We start from the raw sequence: 16,760 nt of genomic DNA on the forward strand, positions 1-16,760 counted from the left end.
GTAGGGTGGCAGACGTGGATGCAGACGGCTTCATCGTTCCGCCGCCGGGAATCCTCGCGCCGCGCGAGGACCCGCACGAGGACTCCTCCACCGTCGAGCACCGCCCGTCGGTGAGGATCCCGACCGTGCCGTTCCCCACCGTCAAGCCGCCGTTCGCGACCGCCCAGCCCGCCACGCCGGCGGAGGCGCAGACGATCGAGCGACCGCCGGGAGCGGCTCCGGCGACCGAGCAGCCCGCGGCTCCGACCGCTCCCACCGCCACCGTGACCGCGCCGCGGCGATGGATGCTGCAGTTCGACGACGGCCAATCCATCCCCGTCGCCGGCACGCTGGTGATCGGCCGGAACCCCACGGCCGACAGCGAGCATCCGGCGGCCGCGACCATCTCGGTCACGGACCCGCGACGGTCGGTGTCGAAGACCCACGCGGCCGTGGAACTCGACGGCGACGCACTCGTCATCACCGACCTGCACTCGACCAACGGCGTCAGCGTCGGGGACGTGTACCTCGAGGCCGGAACACCCTTCCGCCTCGACGCCGACACCATCTTCCACCTCGGCGAGTTCGCCGTGCGCGCGATCGTCAGCGCGCCGGTGCAGCGCTGAGCGTACGAGGGGCGGGTGGTAGTCTGAACGTGTGCAGCGCACCTTCCAACTTCTTCTTGGATGCCGCGACGAGACCTCGTTCTGACAGGCCACCCTCGTCGCGGCGTTTCCCGTCGGCTGAGACCATGAAGCTGGAATGACAGACGAAAGTGCTACGCAGATGACCGAGAACGACACCGCTCGCCCGCGCACCCTGGCCGAGAAGGTCTGGGATGCCCACCTCGTGAAAAAGGGCTCCGGCGGCGAGCCCGACCTGATCTACATCGACCTCCACCTCGTACACGAGGTCACCAGCCCCCAGGCCTTCGACGGGCTCAGGGCGGCCGGTCGTCCGGTGCGGCGCCCCGACCTCACCATCGCGACGGAAGACCACAACACGCCGACGCTGGCCATCGACCGACCCATCGCCGACCTCACCAGCCGCACCCAGATCGAGACGCTCCGCACGAACGCGCGCGAGTTCGGCGTCCGGCTGCACTCCCTCGGCGACATCGAACAGGGCATCGTGCACGTGGTCGGCCCGCAGCTCGGGCTCACGCAACCCGGCATCACGGTCGTGTGCGGCGACTCCCACACCTCCACCCACGGCGCGTTCGGCGCCATGGCGTTCGGCATCGGCACGAGCGAGGTCGAGCACGTTCTCGCCACGCAGACCCTGCCGCTCAAGCCGTTCAAGACGATGGCCATCACCGTCGACGGCGAGCTGCGCCCCGGCGTCACGGCCAAGGACATCATCCTCGCCGTGATCGCCCGCATCGGCACCGGCGGCGGCCAGGGCTACGTGCTGGAGTACCGCGGCAGCGCCATCCGTGCCCTGTCGATGGATGGCCGCATGACCATCTGCAACATGTCGATCGAGGCCGGTGCGCGCGCAGGCATGGTCGCACCCGACCAGACCACCTTCGACTACCTCCACGGCCGCCCGCACGCGCCGAAGGGCGCCGACTGGGACGACGCCGTCGAGTACTGGAAAACCTTAGCGACGGATGACGGCGCCACCTTCGACGCCGAGGTCCTCATCGACGCCGCGGCGCTCGAGCCGTTCGTCACCTGGGGCACCAATCCGGGTCAGGGCGTGTCGCTCTCGGAGTCCGTGCCCGACCCGAGCTCCGTCGAGGATCTCAACGAGCGCGCGGCTGCCGAGCGGGCGCTCGAGTACATGGACCTCGCGGCGGGCACCCCCCTGAAGGACATCGCCGTCGACGCCGTGTTCATGGGCTCGTGCACCAACAGCCGCATCGAGGACCTCCGCGCGTTCGCGTCGATCGTCGCGGGCAGGAAAAAGGCGGATGGCGTGCGCGTCATGGTCGTTCCCGGTTCGGCGCGCGTGCGACTCGAAGCGGAGGCCGAGGGGCTCGACAAGGTGTTCACCGAGTTCGGTGCCGAGTGGCGCTTCGCCGGGTGCTCGATGTGCCTGGGCATGAATCCCGACCAGCTCGCGCCGGGGGAGCGGTGCGCGTCGACGTCGAACCGCAACTTCGAGGGGCGGCAGGGCAAGGGCGGTCGGACGCACTTGGTGTCTCCGCTCGTGGCTGCGGCCACCGCCATCCGCGGCACGTTGTCCAGTCCATGGGACCTGCAGGCCGAGCCGGCGCCGATGGCGATGGGAGGGGCCCGCTGATGCAGAAGTTCGAGACCGTCACCGGGGTCGCCGTGCCGTTCCGACGCTCCAACGTCGACACCGACCAGATCATCCCGGCCGTGTACCTCAAGCGGGTCACGAAGACCGGCTTCGAGGATGCCCTGTTCGCCGGTTGGCGGCAGGATCCGGAGTTCATCCTCAACCAGCCCGCCTACGCGTCACCGCGCATCCTCGTCGCCGGACCCGACTTCGGCACCGGATCCTCGCGCGAGCACGCGGTGTGGGCTCTGCGCGACTACGGCTTCGACGTCGTGCTCAGCCCGCGGTTCGGCGACATCTTCCGCGGCAACTCGGGCAAGCAGGGCCTGCTCGCCGCCGAGGTCGCCGAGGACGACATCGAACGACTCTGGGCGGCGATCGAGGCGGAGCCGGGAATAGAGCTCACCGTCGATCTGGTTGCCAAGACGGTGGCCGTCGGCGCGCTCTCCGTGGGCTTCGAGATCGACGATTACACTAAGTGGCGGCTTCTGGAGGGACTCGATGACATCGGGCTCACCCTTCAGGACGAGGCGGGCATCGAGCGATTCGAGGCCGGTCGGGAGCACTGGAGGCCACGAACCCTCCCGGTGCAGAACGAAGAGACGTTGGAGAAGGCTTGAACACGCTCGGTGAAGACGCCAGGAATCACGGTACGGCTGTGGGACTGCTCGGGGACAGCATCACCATCAGAGGCGGGAAGCCGCTGATCGGCCGCATCGAGCTGAAGGGCGCCAAGAACCTCGTCACCAAGGCGATGGTCGCCTCCCTCCTCGGCGAGACGCCGAGCGTGCTGAAGGACGTGCCCAACATCAGCGACGTCCGCATCGTGCGCGGCCTGCTCGAGGTGCACGGCGTCAACGTCGTCGAGGGCGTGGAAGAGGGCGAGCTCATCTTCGACCCGTCCAACGTCGAGAGCGCGCACTTCGCCGACATCGACGCCCACGCCGGGTCCAGCCGCATCCCGATCCTGTTCTGCGGACCGTTGCTGCACCGGCTCGGCGAGGCCTTCATCCCCGACCTCGGCGGCTGCCGCATCGGCGACCGCCCCATCGACTACCACCTGGATGTCCTGCGCAACTTCGGCGCCGTCGTCGAGAAGCTGCCGAGCGGCATCCGCATGTCGGCCCCCAACGGACTCAAGGGCGCAAAGCTCGAGCTGCCATACCCGAGCGTCGGAGCGACCGAGCAGGTGCTGCTGACCGCCGTGCGCGCCGAGGGCATCACGGAGCTCAAGGGTGCCGCCATCGAGCCCGAGATCATGGATCTCATCAATATCCTCCAGAAGATGGGTGCCGTCATCACCGTCGACACCGACCGGGTCATCCGCATCGAGGGCGTCGACCGGCTCGAGGGCTACACCCACCGCGCGCTGTTCGACCGCAACGAGGCAGCCAGTTGGGCGGCAGCGGCACTCGCGACCGAGGGCGACATCTTCGTCGGCGGTGCTCGTCAGGGCGAGCTGCTCACGTTCCTCAACGTCTACCGCAAGGTCGGCGGGCAGTTCGAGATCCACGACGACGGCATCCGTTTCTGGCACCCCGGCACCCCGCTCAACCCCGTATTCATCGAGACGGATGTGCACCCCGGCTTCATGACGGACTGGCAGCAGCCGCTCGTGGTCGCGCTCACGAAGGCGTCCGGAGTCTCGATCGTGCACGAGACCGTCTACGAGCAGCGATTCGGCTTCGTCGACGCACTTGTCGACATGGGTGCGACGATCCAGGTGCACAAGGACTGCCTGGGCGGTCAGGCCTGCCGGTTCGGCCAGCGCAACTTCAACCACTCGGCGGTCATCGTCGGGCCGACCCGGTTGCACGGCGCTGACATCGAGGTGCCCGACCTGCGCGGCGGTTTCAGCCACCTCATCGCAGCGCTGAGCGCCGAGGGCACGTCGACGGTGTCGAACGTGGGCATCATCGCCCGCGGCTACGAGAACTTCATCACCAAGCTGCGTCTGCTCGGGGCCGACTTCTCCACCGAGGATTAGGCCGGATGAGTTCCAGCGCGAAGCGGCGCGATCACAGCGAGACGCGCACGCCATCGGTGTTCTGGCTGCTCGCGTCCGTCGTGCTGCCCATCCTGAACCTCTCGGCGAAGTACCGGTTCCACAACCCGGAGAAGCTCCCGGACACCGGGGCGTACGTCTTGGCGCCCAATCACTACAGCGAGATCGACCCGATCATCGTGGCGGTCGGCGCGTACAAGCTCGGTCGGCTGCCGCGGTTCCTCGCTAAAGCGTCGCTCTTCCACGTGCCGATCGTCGGTGCGGCCATGCGGTCGTCTGGCCAGATCCCCGTGGAGCGGTCCGGTCATAACGGCCACCAGGCCGTCAAGGCGGCGGAGGAGCTGGTCGAGAAGGGCCGCCTCGTCATCGTCTATCCCGAGGGCTCCCTCACGCGGGATCCCGACCTGTGGCCGATGCGCGGCAAGACGGGAGCGGTGCGCATCGCCCTCGAACGCGGCATCCCGGTCATCCCGTGCGCTCATTGGGGTACGCAGGCGATCATGCCGCGCTACTCCAAGAAGATCACCCTGTTCCGTCGCAAGCCCGTCGACCTCATCTTCGGGGACCCCGTGGACCTCGATCGCTTCCGCGGACGAGGACTCGAGCCGGCGCTGCTCGTCGAGGCCACCGACGTCGTCATGGCCGCCATCTCGGAGTTGCTCGCCCAACTGCGCGGTGAACCGGCGCCCGCGGAGCGTTGGAATCCCTCGGTGCGCGGTCAGACCGAGACGGGTCGCTTCGATGGCTAAGCCCGTCGTGGCGCCCCGCACGCGCGTCGCGGTGCTCGGCGCGGGAAGCTGGGGCACGACCTTCGCCAAGATCCTCGCGGATGGCGGCGCCGACGTGATGATCTGGGCACGGCGCCCCGAGTTGGCTCGCGAGATCCAGGAGGCCAAGCGCAACAGCGACTACCTTCCCGGCATCAACCTCCCGTTGAGCCTTCGGTCCACGGCGAGGCTCGAGCTCGCCCTGCTCGGCGCCGAACAGGTCTTCGTCGCCGTGCCGAGCCAGTCGCTGCGGGCGACCCTCACGGCTGCCGAGCCGTACCTCGGCAGTGAGGCGATCGTCGTCTCCCTCATGAAGGGTGTCGAGAAGGGCACCGACCTGCGCATGAGCGAGGTCATCGCGCAGACCCTGCCCATCCCGGATGAGCGCATCGCCGTGGTGTCCGGTCCCAACCTCGCCCTCGAGATCGCCAAGCAGCAGCCGACGGCGGCCGTGGTCTCCTCGACGAGCCTCGAGACCGCGCAACGCGTTGCGGTGCTCTCGCGCGCCCCCTACTTCCGCACCTTCGTCAACACCGACGTGATCGGCACGGAGTTCGGCGGGGTGCTGAAGAACCTCATCGCCGTGGCGATCGGCATCGTCGACGGCGTCGGCTACGGCGAGAACACCAAGGCGTCCATCATCACGCGCGGGCTCGCCGAGATGACGGACTTCGCGGTCGCCCACGGCGCGCAGGTCGAGACCCTGTCGGGACTGGCTGGTCTCGGCGACCTCATCGCCACCTGCCAGTCGCCGCTCTCCCGCAACAACACGGCTGGCCGCCTGCTCGGCCAGGGCTTCACCTTGACCGACGTGGTGAAGCAGATGAACCAGACCACCGAGGGGCTGGCATCCGTCGCGCCGGTGCTCGAACTGGCCAAGGCGAAGGGCGTCGAGATGCCCATCGTCGAGCAGGTGCGCCAGGTGCTGGATGGCACGCTCAAGCCGCGGGACATGGCGCCGCACCTCACGACCGATTCCGACGAGCCTCAGGGCGAGAGGAGCCTCGATGACCGTTCCAACCAGGGTGGCGCTGCTGTTTGGCGGTCGATCAAGCGAGCATTCGATCAGCTGCGCGACGGCGGGCGGGGTTCTCTCCGCGATTGACCGCGACGCGTTCGAGGTCGTCCCGATCGGCATCACCCGGGACGGTGCATTCGTGCTCGAGGTCGACGATCCGGCGCGGTTCGCGCTCGATCCCGACGACCTCCCCGAGGTGATCGACAACGGCACCCGGGTGGCGTGGCCGCAGAGCGCCCGCTCCCGCGAGATCACGGTGACGGATGCCGACGGCAGCGTGCGATCGCTCGGGGAGATCGACGTGGTGTTCCCCATCCTGCACGGACCGTTCGGCGAGGACGGCACCATCCAGGGGTTGCTCGAACTGGTCGGGCTTCCCTACGTGGGTTCGGGCGTGCTGGCCAGCTCGCTCGGCATGGACAAGCACTTCACCAAGACCGTCCTCGAGCACGCGGGCATCGCCGTCGCGCCGTGGCGCACGGTCACGGCGGTCGACTGGGTCGCCGATCCGCAGGGAGTCGCGTCGGCGCTGGACGCCCTCGGCCTGCCCGCCTTCGTCAAGCCCGCGCGCGCCGGCTCGAGCGTCGGGGTGTCGAAGGTGACTGACCCGTCGCAGCTGAACGAGGCTCTCGCCGTCGCATTCGCCGAGGACGATAAGGTGCTCATCGAAGCGGCCGTTGCGGGCCGCGAAGTGGAGATCGGCGTCCTCGGTGCGCGAGCAGGCGAGCGCGCACGGGCATCGACGGCGGCCGGTGAAGTGGTGATGACCGACCGGGCGTTCTACGACTTCGAGGCCAAGTACCTCGGCGCGTCCGGGGTGGAGCTGGTCTGCCCGGCCGACCTGACCGACGACCGGCTCGCGGAGATGCAGGACCTCGCCATCCGTGCGTTCGAGGCCATCGGCGCCGAAGGACTCGCGCGGGTCGACTTCTTCCTCACCGATTCCGGCTTCGTCGTCAACGAACTCAACACCATGCCGGGGTTCACGCCGATCTCGATGTTCCCGACCTGCTGGATCGCCTCGGGGATGAGCTACCCCCAGCTGATCACGGAACTCATCGAACTCGGCATCGCTCGGGGCGCGCGCGCCTGATCGGCTCGCCGTCCCCCTCCGGCGGGGTGCTCAGCCGGCTGGTGTCGGCGTGCTGGTCGGTTCCGGCACGTCGCTGACGTCGGTGCACTGGTTCTTCGCGGGGATGGCGCTGACGGCCGAGGCGAGGTCGGCGAGCGTGGTCGAACCGCTGACGGTGTCGTAGTCGAGAATCACCTCGACCGCCGGCGTCCTGCCGAACGTGGTGAATCGATACCGGGGAGCGTTCGAGTCGTCCTCGACCCAGTCGACCCCGTTGACGCTCACGCACGGGTCGGTCGTCGGCCCGGGAGACGGCACGCCGCATCTCAGCAGGACGGCCGCCGGGTCTCCCCACGCCCCCGTTCCCTGAGCGCCGGTCTCGCGCTCCGGCAGGTCGGCGACAGTCTGGGGGAGTCGCACCACGACCGAGGCGCAATCCGTCGATGCGGCGTTCTTCGCCGGGTCGAGGGAGACGGTGGATGCGCAACCGGCGAGGATCACGGCGAGGCCGGCGAGCGCAGCGGCGAGTTCGGCCGCACGGGCCGTGGAACGGAGGGACATCGCCTTCAGGCTAGCGTGTGATGAGTGAACGACGCTGAGAACCGGCACGATCCGGACACGCTCACCGCGGTGAGCGAGACCGCGGTGCTCCAGCGGCTGTTTCCGCGGCTGCCGGCGGCTGATGGTGCGCTCATCGGACCCGGCGACGACGCTGCCGTCCTCGCCGCTCCCGACGGGCGGTTCGTCGTGACGACGGACATGATGATCCACGGACCGGACTTCCGGCTGGCCTGGTCATCGCCGTTCGAGTTGGGGTGGAAGGCGGCAGCGACCAACCTCTCCGACGTGGCGGCCATGGGTGCTGCTCCCACCGCGCTCGTCGTGGCCATCGCGGCCCCGGGCGACACCGAGGTGACCACCTTCGAGGGGATCGCGGATGGACTCCGGGAGGCGTGTCTCGCCCTCGCGCCCGGCTGCGGCGTCGTCGGCGGCGACCTGTCCGTCTCCTCGACGATGACCATCGCCGTCACGGCGTTCGGCGACCTCGGAGGGCGGCGTCCCGTGCTGCGGTCGGGCGCCCGGCCGGGTGACGTGGTCGCGCATGCGGGAGCGCTCGGTGAGGCCGCCGCCGGCCTGGCGCTGCTGTTCGCCGACGCCGTCGATGCCGACGGCGAGCCGGATGCCGGGCGGGCGGCCGCGGCGCGCATCCGTCATCCGCGACTCATCGAGGCGCAGTTGCGTCCCCGGCCGCCCATCGCCGCCGGGACCCTGGCGGCCGATGCTGGTGCCACCGCGATGCTCGACGTGTCCGACGGTCTGGCGTTCGATGCCGCACGCATCGCCCGGGCGAGCGGAGTCGGCATCGACCTCGACGCTCAGGCGCTCGGAATCGACGTCGAGCGGGCGCTCGGCGGCGGCGAGGACCACGGGCTGCTGGCCACGTTCCCGCCGGACGCGGAGCTCCCCGCGGTGTTCCGGGTGATCGGTCGCGTCACAGCGGGTGCCGGGACGCTCTTCGTCGACGGCGTCGAGCACACGCCGGTGGGCTGGGATCCCTACGCCGGCTGGGACGGCGTGGCCGGCTGAAGCCACCACAGGACGGTCTCGCCATAGCGCCGCTCGCGCTCGAGCTCGAGTCCGGCGGGCAGCGAGGGCTGCGGGGAACGCGTGCTGCGCTCGATGACAACGGCCGCAGCGTCGGCGAGGCGCGGGACGAGAGCGGCGAGGACTCGGGCGAGATCGGGCTCGTCGAGGTCGTACGGCGGGTCGATGAAGACCAGGTCGACCGGAGCGCCGCCGGCATCCAGGAACGCCTGCACCGGTGCGGTCGCCACCCGCACCCTCGGGCGACGGGCAGACCCGGCCGCGGCGACGACGGCCTCGGCATTGCGACGGCAGAGCGCAGCCGCCGCCGGATTGCGCTCCACGAGGACGACGGATGCCGCCCCGCGGCTGGCCGCCTCGAGTCCGAGGGCGCCGGATCCGGCGTAGAGGTCGAGCACCTCCGCGCCGGCGATGGCGTCGCGGGCGTCGAGGGCCGAGAAGATCGCTTCGCGCACGCGGTCGCTCGTGGGTCGGGTCCCCGATCGCGGCACGGCGAGGCGGAGTGAGCCGGCGAATCCGGAGACGATGCGCGTCATGACGATCGAGCCTAGCCGTGGTCACCTGGGCCGTCGGCGCACGCCGTTAGCATCGAGGTATGACGGTGGCGAGTGCGGCGAGAGGCGATGCGAGCGGCGCGCCGGGCACCTCGGCCTCCGCCCCCGACCCGCTCGACGTGCGCCTCACCACCGCCCTCGATCCACGAACCGCCGCAGCGCTCAAGAAGGCCTTCGGCCACGAGACCGTCGGTGACCTGCTGGCCCACTACCCTCGGCGATACGCGCGTCGAGGTGAGCTGACGGCGCTCGACCGCCTGCCGCTCGACGAGAACGTCACCATCGTCGCCGAGGTGAAGACCTCGACGTCCCGGTCGATGAAGGCGCGGCGCGGCAGCATCCTCGAAGTCGTCATCTCCGACGGATCGGGACGGATCGCCCTCACCTTCTTCAACCAGGCCTGGCGTGAGCGTGAGCTGGTGCCGGGCGCCCGCGGCATCTTCTCGGGGAAGGTGACCGCGTACAAGGACAGCAGGCAGCTGGCCCACCCCGACTACGAGTTGTTCGAGGACGATCTCGACGTTCCGTCCGACGGCGAGGAGGCTCGCCGCTGGGCGGAGAAGCCGATCCCGCTCTACCCCGCGACGGCGAGCCTGTCGAGCTGGAAGATCGGCAAGGCCATCGCGGCCGTGCTCGACGGACTCCGATCCGTTCCCGACCCCGTGCCCGACGCGGTGCGGGCCCCGCGCCGCCTGCTTCCGTCCGGCCGGGCGATCGAACTCATCCACCGGCCGCAGACGGATGCCGACTGGAACCGGGCGCGCGCCGCCCTCACCTTCCAGGAGGCCTTCGTCCTGCAGGCGGCGTTGCTGCAGGAGAGGGCGGTCCATCGGGCGCGTCACACCCTCCCGCGAGTGCCGAAACCCGGAGGCCTGCTCGAGCGGTTCGACGCCTCGCTGCCCTTCACCCGCACGGGGGACCAGCGGACCGTGGGCGCGGAGATCGCCGAGGACATCGCCACGGCGTCGCCGATGAACCGGCTCGTGCAGGGCGAGGTCGGTTCGGGCAAGACGCTCGTCGCTCTCCGCGCGATGCTCGCGGTCGCCGAGAGCGGCGGGCAATCGGCGCTGCTGGCTCCGACCGAGGTGCTCGCCGGCCAGCACCTGCGATCGATTGCGCGTGCTCTCGGTCCGCAGTTGAGCGCGGAACTCATGCCGACCCTGCTCACGGGACAGCTCGGAGCCGCCGAGCGGCGGAGCGCGCTGCTCCGCATCGTGTCGGGACAGGCGCGCATCGTGGTCGGAACTCACGCCCTGCTCGGCGATGCCGTCAGCTTCTTCGACCTGGGCCTCGTCGTGGTGGACGAGCAGCACCGCTTCGGCGTCGACCAGCGCGAGGCGCTTCGGGTCAAGGGCGCCGAGCCGCCGCACGTCCTCGTGCTGACGGCCACTCCCATTCCCCGCACCGTGGCCATGACGGTGTTCGGCGACCTCGATGTGAGCGTCATCCGGGAACTGCCGGTAGGGCGTGCGGGCATCGACACGCACGTCGTGCCCCTCGCCGAGAAGCCCGGCTGGGTCTCACGCGTGTGGCAGCGCATCGCCGAGGAACTCGCCCTCGGCCGCCAGGCGTTCATCGTGTGTCCCGCGATCGATGCGCGCGAGCCGGAACCGGGGGAGCAGCTCGAGGAGGTCGAGACACCGACCGCCGCCGCGCCGGCCTCGGTCGAGACCATCATGGACGTCCTGACGCGCGTTCCCGTGCTGGAAGGACGACGCATCGAGGCCCTGCACGGGCGCATGACGAGCGAGGAGAAGGACCGCATCATGCGCGCCTTCGCCGATGGCTCCATCGACGTCCTCGTCGCAACGACCGTCATCGAGGTGGGTGTCGACGTGCCCAACGCGTCCACGATGGTCGTGCTCGACGCCGAGCGCTTCGGAGTCTCGCAGTTGCACCAGCTGCGCGGCCGGGTGGGGCGCGGTTCGGTGCCCGGCCTGTGCCTCCTCGTGACCAATGCCGAGGAGGGCTCGCTCGCACGCGAGCGGGTCGACGCCGTTGCGGCAACACTCGACGGTTTCGAGCTTGCCCAGGTCGACCTGGAGCTCCGGCGCGAGGGGGACGTCCTGGGCGGCACGCAGTCTGGCGGGCGCTCATCGCTCCGACTGCTGAGGGTCGTCGCGCATGCCGAGATCATCGCCGACGCACGGGCGGCCGCCGAGGAGATCATCGCGGACGACGGCGATCTCGCCCGGCATCCGGCGCTCCGAGGCGCCGTCGCACGCCGGCTCGACGAGGCCGAGCGCGGATACCTCAGCCGGGCCTGATTTGACGCACCGATTCACACGCGAACTCCAGCAGAAGCGCACGGAACCCGCGATAGTCTGAACATCATGCGCAGGATCGCCGTCGTTCCCGGATCATTCGACCCTGTCACGCTCGGCCACCTCGACGTCATCGAGCGGGCAGCCGGCCTGTTCGACGAACTCCATGTGCTCGTCGTGCACAACCCCGACAAATCCGCCCTGCTCCCCATCGCCCAGCGGGTCAGCCTGCTCGAGCGCTCCATCGCGGATGTCGGCGAGCACGACAACATCGTGGTCGCGGCGTGGAGCGTCGGCCTCCTGGTCGACTACTGCACGGATGTCGGCGCCTCGGTGCTCGTCAAGGGCATCCGGTCGCAGATCGACGTCGCCTACGAGACACCGATGGCCATCGTCAACCGCAACCTGGCCGGCGTCGAGACCATCTTCCTGCTGCCCGATCCCGGGCATGCTCACGTGTCCAGTTCGCTCGTGCGACAGGTCGCCGGACTCGGGGGCGACGTCGCCCCCTACGTTCCGAACGCCGTCGCCGACTACCTCCAGGGGAACCGATGAACTCCTACGCCACTCACATTCCCACCGAGGCCAGCGTGCTCGCCCCCGACGACACCGAGCCGATGCCGCTCGATGAGGTCAATCGTCACTCGAGGGCCGTCATGGCGAACGTCGAGGCCGTGATCGCCGGAAAGCACTCGGCCGTCCGGACGGCGCTCACCGTGCTCCTCGCCGAGGGCCACCTCCTCATCGAGGACGTGCCCGGAGTCGGCAAGACCATGCTCGCGAAGGCGATGGCCAAATCCGTGGACTGCAGCGTCAGCCGCATCCAGTTCACGCCCGACCTCCTCCCGAGCGACGTGACCGGGGTGTCGATGTTCAATCAGGCTGAACGGCGCTTCGAGTTCAAGCCCGGAGCGGTGTTCGCCAACATCGTCATCGGCGACGAGATCAACCGCGCGTCGCCGAAGACGCAGTCGGCGCTGCTCGAGTGCATGGAGGAGCGCCAGGTCACGGTGGACGGAACCACCTATCCGCTCGGCTCGCCCTTCACCGTCGTCGCGACGCAGAACCCGATCGAGATGGAGGGCACGTACGCGCTGCCGGAGGCGCAGCGCGACCGTTTCATGGCGCGCATCTCGATGGGCTACCCCGACACCGAGAACGAGGTCTCGATGCTGACGACCCGCGACCTGGTGAGCCCCCTCGAGCAGATCACGGGCGTGGTCGACCTCTCCCAGCTGCGCGCGATGATGGCGGCGGCACGCGCCGTGTTCGCCGCTCCAGGAGTGAAGGAGTACGCCGTCGCACTCGTGCGCGCCACGCGCGAGGACCGCGACCTGCGGCTCGGCGGAAGCCCCCGTGCGACCCTCCAGCTGGTGCGGGCGGCCAAGGCCCACGCCGCACTGCACGGTCGCGACTTCGTGCTTCCCGACGACATCGACGACCTCGCGGTGTCGGTGCTCGGCCACCGCCTGGTTCCGACCAGTCGAGCCCTCGGGCACCACCACCAGGACAGCGCCGCCCTCATCGAGGAGATCGTCACCCGCATCCTCTCGCAGACGCCCGTGCCGCTCGGCAACCAGAAGAAGGCCTGAGGGCGCGGATGGCCGGGAGCCCGCGAGGAGGCAGGCTGTGGTGGCCGCGGCCGACGCTGCGAGGCTGGGCGCTGCTCGCGGCCGGCATACTGCTGTTCCTCTACGGGCTCTTCCTCGAGCGACGCGACGCCCTTTTCCTCGGGAGCTTCCTCATCCTCGTCCCGGTCGTGGCGATGGCCTACGTCCTGTTGCGGCGGTTGCGCGTGCACGTCAGCCGCACGTTCTCGCCGGCCGTCGTCGCCGCGGGCAGCGAAGCGGTCGTCGGCATCACGCTGCAGAACCTCTCCACCAGGCCCACCTACGGCGCCCGCTGGCGCGACCAGGCCGAGCGCGGCATCCAGACGCCCGAGAGCACGCTGCTGCCGAGTCTCGGCCGCCATGGGAGACCGGATGAGGGTGACACGGCGCGACTGGAGTACACCCTCACCCCCAGGCGTCGAGGCGTCTACGGCGTCGGCCCGATCGTGCTGGTGCGCTCAGACCCCTTCGGCCTGGCCAGCGGTCAGCAGACGGCGGGGGAGCCGCATGACCTCGTCGTGACGCCCCGCGTGACGCCCCTGCCCGGCAACGCCCTGTCGTTGACGTCTGGCGAGGGTTCGATGCACGAACTGCTGCGCATGACCAACCCCAACTCCGACGAGCTCATCGCCCGCGAGTACCGACCCGGCGATCCGCTGCGGCGCATGAACTGGCCGGCAACCGCCCGACACGGTGAGTTGATGGTGCGCCAGGAGGAGCAGCGCAGCAATCCCGAGGCTCGGCTGGTGATCGACACCACGCTCGCGGGAAGCCTGCGCTCGGCCACCGGCGATCGCCGCAGCCGCATGGAGGGGGCGTTCGAGCTCTCGTTGGAGATGGCCGCATCCGTCGGCATCCACCTTCTCGACGGGGGCTACCGGCTCGACGTGATCGAGACCGGCCCGAGCCAGCTCTCGCCCGGGACGGAACGAACCCACGGCGGTCTCGTCGGCGACCTGCCCACGGCCTACCGTGTGCCAGCGGGCGATCGGGAGTTCCTCGAGGGCCTGGCCAACCTCACCATGCCGAACCTCGCCATCCGTCCCGAGAGGTCGAGTCAGCCGCCCGGCAGCGCGCTGCGCACGGTCGGCATGAAGCTGCCGACCTTCGCCGTCCTCGTCGATCCCGATCCCGAACAGGTGCGCGAGCTCGCGATCCTGCGGTCCTGGGCCGAACCGGCATTCGCCTTCGTGCTCGACACCGTGCGGCAGGAGGCCATCGACGCGCTCGAGGACGCCGGTTGGCGCTGCGTCCCGCTTCGCAGCGCGCGCAGCATCGCCGACGCCTGGACGCGAACCGACCGGAGTGCGGTGACCGATGGCGCGTGATCAGAGCCGCTTCGCCGAGCGCGGAACCACCTATTGGCCCCTCACGGGAGCCCTCGTCGTGCTGCTCCTCACGGCCTGCATGGCGCTCGGGCCCGTCCTGCGCAACTCGGCATGGTGGTGGGGGATGGCGGTCACCGCCACCGTCGTCCTCGTGTCGGCCGCGGTGTTCCGTCGGCTGCGGTGGCCGGTCTCGGTGGTGCCCGTCGGCGCGCTGGGTGTGCTGCTGGTCTTCCTCACGGTCTTCTTCGGCGATGGCTCGGGGCTGCTGTGGGTCATACCGACTCCCACGACGCTGGAACGCTTCGGCGATCTCATCCAGGCCGGCGAACTCTCCATCCAGCAGCAGGCAGTGCCCGCTGTTCCCTATCCGGGCATCCTGTTCCTGCTCTGCGTCGGTGCCGGCGCCATCGCGATCGTGCTCGACACCGTCGCCATCACCCTCAGGGCGCCCGCCATCGCCGGAGCCCTCGTCCTCATCCCCGTCGCCGTACCCGCTCTCATCACCACGAGCGGCACCGACATCCTGCAGTTGGTCCTCGTCGCGGCGGCGTACCTTCTGCTGCTCCGGGTGGACGTGCGCACCCGTCGAGCGGCCGAGGCGGCCAACCCCGATCATGGTCGTTCGGCTGCTCGAAGCTTCGGCCCGGATCGCCGAGGCCCCGGACCGGTCTGGGGTTCGCTGGGCGTGGCCGCGATCGCCATCGTCAGCGCGCTCGTCCTCTCGGCGGCGACGCCCGCGCTCTCCGACACCTCGGTGATCAACTCCCGTTCCAACGGGGTGCTGTTCGGCAACGGAGTGAGTCCGCTCATCGACCTGGGCCAAGACCTGAGGCGCCCAGAAGAGACACTCGCGTTGCACTACAGCAGCGATGCCGACGAGCATCCCTACCTCAAGCTGCTCACACTCGACACGTTCTCCGACGACCTCGAGTGGGTGGCCGGCCACGGCCCGATCAACAAGGGAAACGGGGTCGACGACATCGGGTCCGCGCCAGGCCTCACGTCCCGCATCGAACGGACCAAGACGACCACCGATGTGCAGATCGACAACGTGATCAGCTCATGGCTGCCCGTGCCGTACCCGGCCACCTCCATCAGCGGCCTCGCGGGCAACTGGACATGGGATGACACGGCCCTCACGGTCTCGAGCGAGCAGTCCACGACGCGCAATCAGCGCTACACGGTCAAGGCGATCGCCCTCAAGCCCACCGCGGCCCAACTGCGCGACGCGGGAACGGACTATCCGCCCGATATCGCGGCGCTCTCCTCGGTCCCGGCGGCGGCCCCGCCCGTCATCGCCTCGACCGCCAAGGAGGTCACCGCGGGGACGACGAACCCCTACGACGCGGCCGTGGCGCTGCAGCGCTACCTGCGCGGCAACGACTTCGCCTATTCGACACAGGCCCCCATCGACCAGAACTACGACGGCGGAAGCCTCGGTGTGATTGCCAAATTCCTCGAGGTGAAGAAGGGCTACTGCATCCACTTCGCGTCGACGATGGCGGTGATGGCCAGGACGCTCGGCATCCCGGCCAGGCTCGCGCTCGGCTACCTGCCCGGGGAGAGCCAGGAGGCGGCCTTCGCCGACCGCACCCGTTGGGACGTGAGCTCCCACGACCTGCACACCTGGCCGGAGCTCTACTTCCCATCCGTGGGGTGGGTCCCCTTCGAGCCGACCACCGGTCGCGGGTCGATCCCCGATTACGCCTTGGCGACCGGTGCCACCGACACCTCCACGAGCGCACCGGCGGCGGCGGAGGACAAGCGCCCCACCAACCAGGGCCTGCTCGATGCACAGCACAACGCCGCCGGCTCCTCGCAGGCGCAGGGCGCGCTCGGCACTTGGCTGCAGACGGCGGCCATCGTGCTCGGCATCGTGGTGCTCCTGTTGGCCCCGCTGCTCGTGCGCCGCGGCATCCGATTCGTGCGTCGTCGACGGCTGGCGCGCGCCGGGCCGCCATCACTGGCGTGGCGGGAGTTCGTCGACACGACGCTCGACTACGGCATCGGCATCTCCGACACCGAGACTCCGCGCCACCTGGCCGACCGAGCGTTCAGCAGGCCGGAGGACTCCGCCGTCCGCGAGAGCCTGGAACGACTGCTCGTCGCGGTCGAGTACGAGCGATACGCCCGACCGGATGCTCACCCCGACGTGCGTACGGCCCGCGTCGCCGATCTCGATGCGGTGCTGCGCGCCCTGCGCATCCGTGCGTCCTGGCCGGTGAGGCTCCGCGCCGCCCTGCTGCCGCGATCGCTGTGGCCGGCCGCCTTCGGTCCGGCGCCGGGAACTCCGGCGGTGTCCGCGTAGAAT

The 16,760-nt window shown here is 69.7% G+C and carries 15 protein-coding genes; 13 read left to right on the forward strand and 2 right to left on the reverse strand.

Features of this window, described 5'->3' with window-relative positions; genetic code table 11:
* Positions 1 to 14 precede the first annotated feature (14 nt).
* The 7 genes from E6C70_RS02360 to E6C70_RS02390 all read left to right on the forward strand — a co-directional run bounded on the left by E6C70_RS02360 (position 15) and on the right by E6C70_RS02390 (position 7,109).
* Entirely contained in the window at positions 15 to 605 is a 591-nt protein-coding gene (locus E6C70_RS02360) for an FHA domain-containing protein (RefSeq protein ID WP_136421874.1), read from the forward strand.
* A 160-nt stretch (positions 606 to 765) separates the two neighbouring features.
* Positions 766 to 2,226, forward strand: coding sequence for a 3-isopropylmalate dehydratase large subunit (leuC, locus tag E6C70_RS02365; RefSeq protein ID WP_136421876.1), 1,461 nt, complete (start codon positions 766 to 768; stop codon positions 2,224 to 2,226).
* Positions 2,226 to 2,846: a 3-isopropylmalate dehydratase small subunit gene (gene leuD / locus E6C70_RS02370; protein WP_136421878.1), complete on the forward strand. Its 621-nt coding sequence runs from the start codon at positions 2,226 to 2,228 to the stop codon at positions 2,844 to 2,846. Before leuC ends, leuD begins: the two co-directional genes overlap by 1 nt.
* A complete protein-coding gene (gene murA / locus E6C70_RS02375; RefSeq protein ID WP_207670022.1) occupies positions 2,843 to 4,213 on the forward strand; it encodes a UDP-N-acetylglucosamine 1-carboxyvinyltransferase in 1,371 nt (456 codons plus the stop codon). Before leuD ends, murA begins: the two co-directional genes overlap by 4 nt.
* A 5-nt stretch (positions 4,214 to 4,218) precedes the next feature.
* On the forward strand, positions 4,219 to 4,980 hold the full coding sequence (locus E6C70_RS02380; protein WP_136421883.1) for a lysophospholipid acyltransferase family protein: 762 nt from the start codon (positions 4,219 to 4,221) through the stop codon (positions 4,978 to 4,980).
* Positions 4,973 to 6,103: an NAD(P)H-dependent glycerol-3-phosphate dehydrogenase gene (locus tag E6C70_RS02385; protein ID WP_136421885.1), complete on the forward strand. Its 1,131-nt coding sequence runs from the start codon at positions 4,973 to 4,975 to the stop codon at positions 6,101 to 6,103. The genes E6C70_RS02380 and E6C70_RS02385 overlap by 8 nt, the downstream gene beginning before the upstream one ends.
* Entirely contained in the window at positions 6,006 to 7,109 is a 1,104-nt protein-coding gene (locus tag E6C70_RS02390) for a D-alanine--D-alanine ligase family protein (RefSeq protein WP_136421887.1), read from the forward strand. Before E6C70_RS02385 ends, E6C70_RS02390 begins: the two co-directional genes overlap by 98 nt.
* Positions 7,110 to 7,139: 30 nt before the next feature.
* On the opposite strand, the gene E6C70_RS02395 is transcribed toward E6C70_RS02390, so the two are convergent.
* Positions 7,140 to 7,649 (reverse strand): DUF3515 domain-containing protein, encoded by a 510-nt coding sequence (locus tag E6C70_RS02395; protein WP_136421889.1) that lies wholly within the window; start codon positions 7,647 to 7,649, stop codon positions 7,140 to 7,142.
* A 24-nt stretch (positions 7,650 to 7,673) separates the two neighbouring features.
* Here E6C70_RS02395 and thiL point away from each other — a divergent pair, with 24 nt between their 5' ends.
* Complete coding sequence (thiL, locus tag E6C70_RS02400; RefSeq protein WP_136421891.1) at positions 7,674 to 8,675, forward strand: thiamine-phosphate kinase; 1,002 nt, start codon at positions 7,674 to 7,676, stop codon at positions 8,673 to 8,675.
* On the opposite strand, the gene rsmD is transcribed toward thiL, so the two are convergent.
* Positions 8,645 to 9,229, reverse strand: a complete 585-nt coding sequence (gene rsmD / locus E6C70_RS02405) for a 16S rRNA (guanine(966)-N(2))-methyltransferase RsmD (protein WP_136421893.1) — start codon at positions 9,227 to 9,229, stop codon at positions 8,645 to 8,647. The two genes, thiL and rsmD, sit on opposite strands and share 31 nt — an antisense overlap.
* 59 nt (positions 9,230 to 9,288) lie before the next feature.
* Here rsmD and E6C70_RS02410 point away from each other — a divergent pair, with 59 nt between their 5' ends.
* From E6C70_RS02410 to E6C70_RS02430, 5 genes are all read left to right on the forward strand, one after another.
* Positions 9,289 to 11,514 (forward strand): ATP-dependent DNA helicase RecG, encoded by a 2,226-nt coding sequence (locus E6C70_RS02410; protein WP_136421895.1) that lies wholly within the window; start codon positions 9,289 to 9,291, stop codon positions 11,512 to 11,514.
* A gap of 66 nt (positions 11,515 to 11,580) precedes the next feature.
* The gene (coaD, locus tag E6C70_RS02415; protein ID WP_136421897.1) at positions 11,581 to 12,066 is read left to right on the forward strand and encodes a pantetheine-phosphate adenylyltransferase; all 486 of its coding nucleotides are present in this window, start codon (positions 11,581 to 11,583) and stop codon (positions 12,064 to 12,066) included.
* The gene (locus tag E6C70_RS02420; protein WP_136421899.1) at positions 12,063 to 13,103 is read left to right on the forward strand and encodes an AAA family ATPase; all 1,041 of its coding nucleotides are present in this window, start codon (positions 12,063 to 12,065) and stop codon (positions 13,101 to 13,103) included. The genes coaD and E6C70_RS02420 overlap by 4 nt, the downstream gene beginning before the upstream one ends.
* Before the next feature lie 8 nt (positions 13,104 to 13,111).
* Positions 13,112 to 14,449, forward strand: coding sequence for a DUF58 domain-containing protein (locus E6C70_RS02425; RefSeq protein ID WP_136421901.1), 1,338 nt, complete (start codon positions 13,112 to 13,114; stop codon positions 14,447 to 14,449).
* Positions 14,439 to 16,757 carry a transglutaminase TgpA family protein gene (locus tag E6C70_RS02430; RefSeq protein ID WP_136421903.1) on the forward strand — a complete coding sequence of 773 codons (2,319 nt, stop codon included), beginning with the start codon at positions 14,439 to 14,441 and terminating at the stop codon, positions 16,755 to 16,757. The genes E6C70_RS02425 and E6C70_RS02430 overlap by 11 nt, the downstream gene beginning before the upstream one ends.
* The last annotated feature ends 3 nt before the right edge of the window (positions 16,758 to 16,760 follow it).

Origin of the sequence: Orlajensenia flava (assembly GCF_004801905.1) — a bacterium.
Classification (GTDB): Bacteria; Actinomycetota; Actinomycetes; order Actinomycetales; family Microbacteriaceae; genus Orlajensenia; species Orlajensenia flava.

Coding starts and splice junctions, on each gene's coding strand:
- leuC (WP_136421876.1), top strand. CDS start 766: ATGACCGAGAACGACACCGCTCGCCCGCGCACCCTGGCCGAGAAGGTC.
- leuD (WP_136421878.1), top strand. CDS start 2,226: ATGCAGAAGTTCGAGACCGTCACCGGGGTCGCCGTGCCGTTCCGACGC.
- E6C70_RS02380 (WP_136421883.1), top strand. CDS start 4,219: ATGAGTTCCAGCGCGAAGCGGCGCGATCACAGCGAGACGCGCACGCCA.
- E6C70_RS02385 (WP_136421885.1), top strand. CDS start 4,973: ATGGCTAAGCCCGTCGTGGCGCCCCGCACGCGCGTCGCGGTGCTCGGC.
- E6C70_RS02390 (WP_136421887.1), top strand. CDS start 6,006: ATGACCGTTCCAACCAGGGTGGCGCTGCTGTTTGGCGGTCGATCAAGC.
- E6C70_RS02395 (WP_136421889.1), bottom strand. CDS start 7,649: ATGTCCCTCCGTTCCACGGCCCGTGCGGCCGAACTCGCCGCTGCGCTC.
- rsmD (WP_136421893.1), bottom strand. CDS start 9,229: ATGACGCGCATCGTCTCCGGATTCGCCGGCTCACTCCGCCTCGCCGTG.
- E6C70_RS02410 (WP_136421895.1), top strand. CDS start 9,289: ATGACGGTGGCGAGTGCGGCGAGAGGCGATGCGAGCGGCGCGCCGGGC.
- coaD (WP_136421897.1), top strand. CDS start 11,581: ATGCGCAGGATCGCCGTCGTTCCCGGATCATTCGACCCTGTCACGCTC.
- E6C70_RS02420 (WP_136421899.1), top strand. CDS start 12,063: ATGAACTCCTACGCCACTCACATTCCCACCGAGGCCAGCGTGCTCGCC.
- E6C70_RS02425 (WP_136421901.1), top strand. CDS start 13,112: ATGGCCGGGAGCCCGCGAGGAGGCAGGCTGTGGTGGCCGCGGCCGACG.
- E6C70_RS02430 (WP_136421903.1), top strand. CDS start 14,439: ATGGCGCGTGATCAGAGCCGCTTCGCCGAGCGCGGAACCACCTATTGG.